This is a genomic window from Micromonospora maritima, assembly GCF_902825405.1.
GTDB classification, from domain to species: domain Bacteria; phylum Actinomycetota; class Actinomycetes; order Mycobacteriales; family Micromonosporaceae; genus Micromonospora; species Micromonospora maritima.
Genome location: NZ_CADEAU010000216.1, coordinates 1 through 8819 on the forward strand (window position 1 = coordinate 1; position 8819 = coordinate 8819).

At 74.4% G+C, this 8819-nt stretch carries 10 protein-coding genes and 1 tRNA gene; 6 read left to right on the plus strand and 5 right to left on the minus strand.

Annotated elements, in window-relative coordinates; genetic code table 11:
* From HUW36_RS18990 to HUW36_RS19000, 3 genes are all read left to right on the plus strand, one after another.
* Nucleotides 1-729 (plus strand): SGNH/GDSL hydrolase family protein (locus tag HUW36_RS18990; protein WP_174529402.1); only part of this gene is annotated, 729 nt, incomplete at its 5' end.
* A gap of 58 nt (nucleotides 730-787) precedes the next feature.
* Nucleotides 788-2050 (plus strand): acetyl-CoA C-acetyltransferase, encoded by a 1263-nt coding sequence (locus tag HUW36_RS18995; RefSeq protein WP_174529403.1) that lies wholly within the window; start codon nucleotides 788-790, stop codon nucleotides 2048-2050.
* 40 nt (nucleotides 2051-2090) lie between these two features.
* The gene (locus HUW36_RS19000; protein WP_174529404.1) at nucleotides 2091-3575 is read left to right on the plus strand and encodes a CYTH and CHAD domain-containing protein; all 1485 of its coding nucleotides are present in this window, start codon (nucleotides 2091-2093) and stop codon (nucleotides 3573-3575) included.
* 89 nt (nucleotides 3576-3664) lie between these two features.
* Here HUW36_RS19000 and HUW36_RS19005 read toward each other — a convergent pair whose 3' ends face one another.
* From HUW36_RS19005 to HUW36_RS19020, 4 genes are all read right to left on the minus strand, one after another.
* Nucleotides 3665-3985: a hypothetical protein gene (locus HUW36_RS19005; protein ID WP_174529405.1), complete on the minus strand. Its 321-nt coding sequence runs from the start codon at nucleotides 3983-3985 to the stop codon at nucleotides 3665-3667.
* A gap of 17 nt (nucleotides 3986-4002) precedes the next feature.
* A complete protein-coding gene (locus tag HUW36_RS19010; RefSeq protein ID WP_174529406.1) occupies nucleotides 4003-4761 on the minus strand; it encodes a Bax inhibitor-1/YccA family protein in 759 nt (252 codons plus the stop codon).
* A gap of 125 nt (nucleotides 4762-4886) precedes the next feature.
* A complete protein-coding gene (locus HUW36_RS19015) occupies nucleotides 4887-5720 on the minus strand; it encodes a Bax inhibitor-1/YccA family protein (RefSeq protein WP_174529407.1) in 834 nt (277 codons plus the stop codon).
* Between the two features lie 107 nt (nucleotides 5721-5827).
* A tRNA-Leu gene (locus HUW36_RS19020) sits at nucleotides 5828-5908 on the minus strand.
* 99 nt (nucleotides 5909-6007) lie between these two features.
* Between HUW36_RS19020 and HUW36_RS19025 the strand changes: the two genes are divergently transcribed.
* Entirely contained in the window at nucleotides 6008-6481 is a 474-nt protein-coding gene (locus tag HUW36_RS19025; protein ID WP_246248223.1) for a hypothetical protein, read from the plus strand.
* Between the two features lie 79 nt (nucleotides 6482-6560).
* Here the strand turns inward: HUW36_RS19025 and HUW36_RS19030 are convergent, their stop codons facing one another.
* Complete coding sequence (locus HUW36_RS19030) at nucleotides 6561-7130, minus strand: DUF3000 domain-containing protein (RefSeq protein WP_174529408.1); 570 nt, start codon at nucleotides 7128-7130, stop codon at nucleotides 6561-6563.
* A 182-nt stretch (nucleotides 7131-7312) separates the two neighbouring features.
* On the opposite strand from HUW36_RS19030, the gene hemE reads away from it, so the two are divergent.
* Both hemE and HUW36_RS19040 read left to right on the plus strand, forming a co-directional pair.
* Nucleotides 7313-8404, plus strand: coding sequence for a uroporphyrinogen decarboxylase (hemE, locus tag HUW36_RS19035; RefSeq protein WP_174529409.1), 1092 nt, complete (start codon nucleotides 7313-7315; stop codon nucleotides 8402-8404).
* Nucleotides 8405-8412: 8 nt separating this feature from the next.
* The coding region (locus HUW36_RS19040) for an FAD-dependent oxidoreductase (RefSeq protein WP_174529410.1) at nucleotides 8413-8819 on the plus strand (407 nt) is incomplete at its 3' end.

Genomic DNA, 8819 nt, shown 5'->3' on the forward strand with positions numbered 1-8819 from the left:
CTCGCCGGCCAGGCGATCGCCGCCCGCACCCGCGAATACGCCCAGCCCGAGCTGGGGCTGGTGCTGCGCGCCACGGTCGGCCGGGCCGAGGCGCCGCCGCTGCGGCTGGTGCTGCTCGGCGACTCGTCGGCGCTCGGCGTGGGGGTCGACCGCTTCGAGGAGACCATCGGCGGTCAGCTCGCCCACCTGCTCGCCGAGGGGCCGACCGGCCGCCGCGTGCACCTGTCCAGTGTCGGGGTCTCCGGCTCCCGCGCCACCGACCTGGCCACCCAGGTGGCCCGGGCCCTGCTCGGTGAGCGTCCCGACGTGGCGGTGGTCCTGATCGGCGCGAACGACGCCACCGCGCTGGCCCGCCCGGCCGACGCGGCGGCCTATCTCGGCTCGGCCGTACGCCGGCTGCGCGAGGCGCACGTCGAGGTCGTCGTGGGCACCTGTCCCGACCTCGGCGCGGTACGCGCCGTCGCGGCCCCGCTGCGCCAGGTGCTCGGCTGGTCCGGGCGGCGGATGGCCCGCGCCCAGACCTCCGCCGTGCTGGACGCCGGGGGCACCGTGGTGGATCTGGGCACCGAGACCGGTCCGGTGTTCCGGGCCGATGCCGGCACGCTCTGCCACGACGGCTTCCACCCGTCCGCCGACGGCTACCGGGTCTGGGCGCACGCGCTGCTCCCGGCGGTCGAGGCCGCCGCGGCGGTCGCGTTCCGGCACCACCGCCGCCCGCCGGCGGGGTGACATTTCCCGCCCACCGCGCGGCTTCCACCGCAAGTTACCCGCGGGTTAACGTTGGTTCATGCCGATTGAGTCGCCCCGCGACGCCGTCATCGTCGCCACCGCCCGGTCCCCCATCGGCCGCGCGTTCAAGGGTTCCCTGCGGGAGGTCCGCCCGGACGACCTCGCCGCCACCATCGTCCAGGCCGCCCTCGACAAGGTCCTGGCGCTCGATCCCACCACCATCGACGATCTCTACCTGGGGTGCGGCCTGCCCGGCGGCGAGCAGGGCTTCAACATGGCCCGGGTGGTCGCCACCCTGCTGGGTCTGGACGGCCTGCCCGGCGCCACGCTGACCCGCTACTGCGCCTCCTCGCTCCAGACCACCCGGATGGCGATGCACGCGATCCGGGCCGGCGAGGGCGACGTGTTCGTCTCCGCCGGCGTGGAGATGGTCTCCCGGTACGCCCGGGGCAACTCCGACACCCTGCCCCCGGAGGCGCAGGCGCTTGTCGGCGGCGGTTGGGAGAACCCGCGCTTCGCCGAGGCGCGCGAGCGGTCGCAGGCCCGCGCCCAGGCCGGCGCCGAGGTGTGGACCGACCCGCGGGAAGCCGGCCAGCTGCCCGACATCTACCTGACCATGGGTCAGACCGCGGAGAACCTGGCCCAGGTGTACGACGTGACCCGCGAGGACATGGACGCGTTCGGCGTCCGCAGCCAGAACCTGGCCGAGAAGGCGATCGCGGACGGCTTCTGGGCCCGGGAGATCACCCCCGTGACCACGCCGGACGGCACTGTGGTCGGCACCGACGACGGCCCGCGTCCCGGGGTGACCCTGGAGGCCGTGTCCGGCCTGAAGCCGGTGTTCCGCCCGGACGGCCGGATCACCGCCGGCAACTGCTGCCCGTTGAACGACGGCGCCGCCGCCGTGGTGATCATGAGCGCCGAGCGGGCGTCCGAGCTGGGGCTCACCCCGCTGGCCCGGGTCGTCTCCACGGGCGTCACCGCGCTCTCCCCGGAGATCATGGGGCTGGGCCCGGTCGAGGCGTCGAAGCAGGCGCTCCGGCGGGCCGGCATGACCGTCGACGACGTCGACCTGGTCGAGATAAACGAGGCGTTCGCCGCCCAGGTGATCCCCTCGTACCGGCAGCTGGGCATCCCGGAGGAGAAGCTGAACGTGATGGGCGGCGCGATCGCCGTCGGCCACCCGTTCGGCATGACCGGCGCCCGGATCACCGGCACCCTGCTCAACGCGCTGGAGTGGCACGACAAGACCATCGGTCTGGAGACCATGTGCGTCGGCGGCGGCCAGGGCATGGCGATGGTGCTCGAACGACTGAGCTGAGTCCGGTTCGCCGGAGGGCGGGCCGGGTACGGGAGGCCGCATGGCGACCGTCGTGGAACGCGAGCGCAAGTACTCCGGCGACGAGGGTTTCCGGTTGCCCGACCTGACCGGGTGCGGTGGCGTCGTGACCATGTCCGACGCCACCGTCTCGGATCTGGACGCGGTCTACTGGGACACCGACGACCTGCGGCTGCTCCGCAGCGGGCACGCGCTGCGACGGCGTACCGGCGGGCACGACGCCGGCTGGCACCTCAAGGTGGGCGCGGTCGGCGGCGCCCGGGTCGAACACCAGTTCCCGGCCGGGGAGTCCGACGCCGGCCCGCCCGCCGAGCTGGTCGCGCTGATCCGGGGCGCGTCCCGGGGCCGGCCGGTCGCCCCGGCCGCCCGGGTGGTCAACCACCGCCGGGAGCGGCGTCTTCAGGACGCGGACGGCCGGGTGCTGGCCGAGGTGGCCGAGGACGACGTGCGGGCCGAGGACCTGGTGGACGGCACCGCGCAGACCTGGCACGAGATCGAGGTCGAGCTGGTCGACGGCGACGACGGGCTGCTCGACGCGGTGGCGGAACGGTTGCGCGCGGCCGGCGCCCGGGAGGTGCCGGTCAGCAAGTCCCACCGCGCTGTTGCCGCGCGGCTCGCCCGCTTCGACGACCGCGTGCCGGACGGCGCGGCCGGACCGGTCCTCGGGTACGCCCGGGAGCAGCGGGACGCGTTGGTGGGCAACCACGCGGCGGCGTACCAGGGCGACGAGGACGCGGTCCACGACATGCGGGTGGCGGTCCGCCGGCTGCGGGCCACGCTGCGCACCTTCCGTGGCCTCTGGGACCGGCGGAAGAGCGAGGCGGTCCGTGCCGAGCTGCGCTGGCTCGGCGGTGAGCTGGGCCGGGTGCGCGACGTCCAGGTGATGGCGGCCCGGCTCGACACGGCGGTGCACGACCTCCCGGACGAGCTGGTGCTCGGCCCGGTCCCCGCGCGCGTCGGCGAACGGTTCGCCGCCGAGCTGGCCCGGTCGACCGCCGCGCTGCGGGCGGCCCTGGACTCCGACCGCTACCCCGAGCTGCTGGCCCGGCTGGACCGGCTGGTCGAGAGCCCGGCCGGCGAGGTCGACCGCCGATGGGTGGACCGTCGGATCCGCCGGGTCCTGCGCCGCGCCGACGACCGGTTGGACGCGGCGCTGGCCGTCGCCGGGCCGGCCGGCGACGTCGCGCTGCACGAGGCGCGCAAGAAGTACAAGGCCGCCCGGTACGCGGTCGAGGTCCGCGAGCCCGCCGTGGGCAAGCCGGCCGCCCGGCTGGTCAAGCGGCTCAAGGCGCTCCAGGATCTGCTCGGCACGCACCAGGACTCGGTGGTGACCCGGGAGGTGCTGCGGCGGCAGGCCCTCCAGGCGTACGCCGAGGGCGAGAACACGTTCACCTACGGCCTGCTGCACGCCCGGCAGGCCGAGGCCGCCGGGCACGACCGGCCGGCGGTGATCCGGGCGCGGGACCGGGCCCGACGGCGTAGGGTCCGCCGCTGGCTGCGGGGATGACCGGGTCCGGTGCAGAGCCGGCGCGGGAGGAGGCGCTCCCGCTTCTCGGTGACCGTCCGGCAAGCGCGCCGGGTCACCCGGAACGGCGATCAGAGTGTGGCGCGGGTGCGGGCCACCGCGGCGGCGGCGTCGCCCAGCACGCGCTCGGGCGGCCCGGCCAGGGCCAGGTCGGCGGCGACCACCCGGAGCTGGTCGGGCAGGGCCAGGTCGCTGGGGAGCCGGGGCACGTCGCGACGCGGCTCACCGGCGGCGTCGGCGGCCAGGTTGGCGATCTCCTGGACGAGCTTGTGCACCAGGTCGGCCCGGGACACGTTGCCCGCCTCGGCCTGCGCCGACCAGCGCGGCTGCTGCCAGTGCCCGACCTGTCGGACCAGCAGCGCCACCGCCCGGTCCAGCTCCGCTGCGCTCATCGCCCCCAAGTCTACGATCAGCGACGCACGTAGCTGAGCAGGCGGAGGATCTGCCAGTACAGGAAGATCAGGCCGACCAGCAGCCCGAACGCGCAGTACCAGGCATAGCGGCGGGGCAGCCGGTTGCCGACGGACCGTTCCACCAGGTCGAAGTCGAGGACGAAGCCGAGCGCGCCGGCGATGATCGCCACCACCGAGAAGACGTACGGCAGCCAGCCCACCCGGTCGCTGAGGCTGTAGACCGCCACCCCCTGTCGCCCGGTGAACAGGTAGGCGAGCAGGTTGACCAGGCCGAGGGCCACGATCCCGATGAGCGTGCCGACGACCAGGCGGGCCAGGCGCGGGGTGGCCCGGATCAGCCGCGCCCGGTAGAGCAGGGCCATGCCGAGGAAGACCCCGAACGTGCCGACCACGGCCTGCGCCACGATGCCCGGGTAGACCAGCTCGAACGCCCGGCTCGCCACCCCGAGCAGCAGCCCCTGGAGCAGCGCGTACCCGATGATGAGCGGCGGGTTCGTGATCTGCTTCAGCGAGATGACGAGCACCAGGGCGAGGCTGGCCAGGGCGCTGCCGGCCAGCGCCGCCGAGATCCACGCGGCCTGGGGCACCACGAACCAGGCCACCGCCGCCGTGACACCGGTGAGCAGCAACAGGCCGACCGTCCGGGCGACCACGTCGGCCACGGTCATCGCATCGCCGGCGTCGACGCCGAGCACCTGCCGCTCGGCGCGGCCGACGTCGTCCAGCCGGTCGAGCACCGGGTTGGCACTGCGCACCGTGGCCTCCTCCCGCCGACGTACCCGGATCCCACTCTGCCCCGGGCGGGCCGGTGGGGACGGGAAAACGGCGACGCCCGCCGCCGCGGGAGCGGCAGGCGGGCGTCGCGGGGAGGGCGGGACGGTCAGTCGTCGCCCTGGAAGTAGCTGAGCAGGCGCAGGATCTCGATGTAGAGCCAGACCAGGCCGACCACGATGCCGAACGCGGCGGTCCAGGCGTAGCGCTGCGGGAGGCCCATCCGGACCCCCTCCTCGATCTCCGCGAAGTTGAGCACGAAGCTCAACGACGCCACCACGATGCAGACCAGGCTGAAGCCGATGGCCAGCGGGCTGCCGTCGCGCAGGTGCGTGTTGACGCCGAACAGCGACAGCACCAGGTTGACGAGCATCACACCGAACAGGCCGGCGATCACCGCCACCATGATCCGGGCGAACTTCGGGGTGGCCCGGATGATCCGCGCCTTGTAGATGATCGCCATCAGGAAGAAGACGCCGAAGGTCGCCACCACCGCCTGGAGCACGATGCCGGCGTAGAGCGTCTCGAACGCCTTGCTGACCATGCCGACGAAGACGCCCTCGATGATCGAGTACGCCACCACGAGCGCCGGGTTGGCCATCCGGGAGAACGAGATGACCAGGCCCAGCACCAGGCCGACCACGGCCGCGCCGATCCAGGCCACGCCGACCAGCGCGTCCGGCACGAGCACCCAGGCCGCGGCGGCCGAGGCCCCGAGGAGGGCCAGCATGAGGACCGTCTTGACGACGACGTCGTCGAGGGTCATCGGGGTCACGGCGGGCGGAGCCACCGGCTGGCCGTAGCCACCCGGGTAGGGCTGCTGCGGCGGGTACTGCTGGGGGTATCCGGGCTGACCGTACGGCCCGGGCTGGGCGTACCCGGCCGCCCGCTCACGCTCGGCCGCCTGGCCGAGCCGGGCGAGCACCGGGTTCGAGGTCTTCACTTCTCAGGCCTCCCTCAGAGGTCGATCGCACGTAGACGTGCTACTCCAGGGTAGACGGGACGACAACCCGGCACATCGCGCCAAGCTGTGGGAAAGCTGAGAGTTCGTGCCCGGGGCGGGGGTCGAACCCGCACGCCTTGCGGCAGCCGCTTTTAAGGCGGCCGTGTCTGCCGTTCCACCACCCGGGCGGGTGACACCGGCGCCGACACGCCCGGTGCAGATCTCACCGTAGCGGCTGCGCCGCCGCCCGGCGTACCCCGGCGGGTGCGGCCGATATGGTCGAGGCCGTGACCAGCGCCGCCCGCACCGCCCCCGGGCCCGACCGTGACCAGGCGGTCCGACCCGCGCCGGCCGGCGGGGGCCGGGGACGGACGGCGCTGATCCTGGGGATCGTCGCCGGCCTGCTCCTCGTCCTCGGCGGCGTGATGACCGGCCTCTACGTCACCACCAACGGCAAGCTGGACAAGGCCGAGCGGCAGGTCAGCCAGCGCGACGGCACGATCACGGCCAACCAGCAGGAGATCGAGAAGCTCAAGGGTGACCTCAAGACGGTGCAGGAGCGCCTCGCCGACACCGAGCAGGACCTCACCGGCACCAAGAACGACCGGGACGAGCAGGCCCGGCAGAAGAAGGTCATCGCCAACTGCCTGGACAAGCTGACCACCGCCATCACGGCGGCGTCGCGCGGCGACAAGGCGGGCTTCGAGGCGGCCAACAAGGGCCTGGACAAGGTCTGCGACGAGGCCGAGAACTACCTCTGACCCTGCTCCACCCGGTCGATCATGAGGTTGGCGGCGTTCCGGAGGCTCGGAGCGGCCGTCAACCTCATGGTCGACGTGGTCAGGCGGCGCCGGCGCGGCGGGTCGGCAGCGCGGTGACGCCGGGCGGGGGGAGGCCGGCGGTCGAGGCCAGCAACGTGCACCAGCCGAGCAGGTGGGGGCCGAGGTCGGCGCGCAGCGGCGTCCAGGACGCGCGGATCTCGATGTCGCCGGCGGCCGGCGGTCCGGCCAGCTCGCCGAACCGGGTGGAGAGCGTCTGGGTGACCGTGCCGCCGATCGCCCGGTGCCCGGCGCCCTGCGCGTCCAGCGCGTCGGTCAGCCAGGTCCAGCCCACGCCCGGCAGCAGCGGATCGCTGGCCAGGTCGACCTCCAGCTCGGCGGTCACGTAGGTGACCAGCCGCAGCGTGCCCTGCCACGCCTCGTGCCCGGCCGGGTCGTGCAGCAGGATCAGCCGGCCGGTGGCCACCTCGTCGTCGTCGCGCAGGACCGCGGCGGAGAGCGCGAACGCGTACGGGGCCAGCCGCTGCGGGGCCCCGACCTCCTCCAGCACGATCTCCGGGCGGGGTGTCGCCGACCGCAGCCCCGCGACCGCGCGAGCGAACGTTTCCGGGAGCGCGATCGGGGGGGCCATGCCGGCAGCCTATGCCGCCTCCGCCGTGCGGTGGGTGACGGCGCGCCGGGCGCGTCGCGGGCCCGGGTGTTAAGCGGGGTCCCCTCCTCTACCGGAGGCGTTAACAGGGGGCCCTTCCTTCTACGTCACAAATGCGGACGGTGAGCGTGGGCGCCGACCGGGCGCGTGGCACGATTGCCGCGATGACCACCGACACCACGGGCACTGCCGCCCGAGACGGAGAACCCCGCCGCGGCGGGCCGGCCGACTCGCCCTTCGTCCGCGCCTGCCGGCGCGAACCGGGCCCGCACACCCCGGTCTGGTTCATGCGCCAGGCCGGCCGGTCGCTGCCGGAGTACCGGGAGATCCGGGCCACCGTGCCGATGCTGGAGTCGTGCCGCCGCCCCGAGCTGGTCACCGAGATCACGCTCCAGCCGGTCCGCCGGCACGGCGTGGACGCGGCGATCCTGTTCAGCGACATCGTGGTGCCGGTGGCGGCGGCCGGGATCGACCTGGACATCGTGCCCGGCACCGGCCCGGTGGTGGCCGAGCCGGTGCGGACCGCCGCCGACGTCGAGCGGATCTCCCCGATCGGCCGCGACGAGGTGTCCTACGTGGACGAGGCGGTCCGGCAGCTCGTCGCCGAGCTGGGCGACACCCCGCTGATCGGCTTCGCCGGCGCGCCGTTCACGCTGGCCAGCTACCTGGTCGAGGGCGGGCCGTCGCGCACCCACGCGAAGACCAAGGCGCTGATGTACGGCGATCCGGAGCTGTGGCACGCGCTCTGCGCCCGGCTGGCCGAGGTGACGCTGTCGTTCCTGCGGGTCCAGATCGACGCCGGCGTCTCCGCGGTGCAGCTCTTCGACTCCTGGGCCGGCGCGCTGTCCGAGGCCGACTACCGCCGCTTCGTGCTGCCGCACTCGACGTACGTGCTCGGCGGGCTGGAGAACGCCGGGGTGCCGCGGATCCACTTCGGGGTGGGCACCGGCGAGCTGCTCGGCGCGATGGGCGAGGCCGGCGCCGACGTGGTCGGCGTCGACTGGCGTACGCCGCTGGACGTGGCCACCCGCCGGATCGGGCCGGACAAGGCGGTGCAGGGCAACCTCGACCCGACCGTGCTGCTCGCCCCGTGGCCGGTGGTGGAGGCCGAGGTGCGGCGCATCGTCGAGCAGGGCCGGGCCGCTCCCGGCCACGTGTTCAACCTCGGCCACGGCGTCCTGCCGGAGACCGACCCCGACGTGCTGACCCGGGTGGTCGCGCTGGTGCACGAGCTGACCGCGCGACCGGCCCGCTAGGAGGAGCCGTGGCGCGACCGTGGCGGGTGGCGATCGTCGGTGGCGGGATCACCGGGCTGGCCGCCGCCGTCCGGTTGCGCGACCGCGCGCCCACCGGCACCGAGATCACCGTGTACGAGCAGTCCGGCCGCCTCGGCGGCAAGCTGCGCACCGGTGAGCTGGCCGGCGGCCCGGTCGAGTTCGGGGCCGAGTCGTTCCTGATGCGGGACCCGGCCGGCGGCGAGTCCGCCGCGGTCACCCTGGCCCGCCGGCTCGACCTGGACGCCTCGATCGTGCACCCGACCGTGGGGCAGGCCGCCCTGCTCGTCGACGGCGGGCTGCGCCCGGTGCCGGGCGGCACGCTCGTCGGCGTACCCGGGGATCTGGAGAAGGTGGCGGCGGTGGCGCGGCCGGCGGACGCCGACCGCGACGCGGG

Coding starts and splice junctions, on each gene's coding strand:
- HUW36_RS18995 (WP_174529403.1), top strand. CDS start 788: ATGCCGATTGAGTCGCCCCGCGACGCCGTCATCGTCGCCACCGCCCGG.
- HUW36_RS19000 (WP_174529404.1), top strand. CDS start 2,091: ATGGCGACCGTCGTGGAACGCGAGCGCAAGTACTCCGGCGACGAGGGT.
- HUW36_RS19005 (WP_174529405.1), bottom strand. CDS start 3,985: ATGAGCGCAGCGGAGCTGGACCGGGCGGTGGCGCTGCTGGTCCGACAG.
- HUW36_RS19030 (WP_174529408.1), bottom strand. CDS start 7,130: ATGGCCCCCCCGATCGCGCTCCCGGAAACGTTCGCTCGCGCGGTCGCG.
- hemE (WP_174529409.1), top strand. CDS start 7,313: ATGACCACCGACACCACGGGCACTGCCGCCCGAGACGGAGAACCCCGC.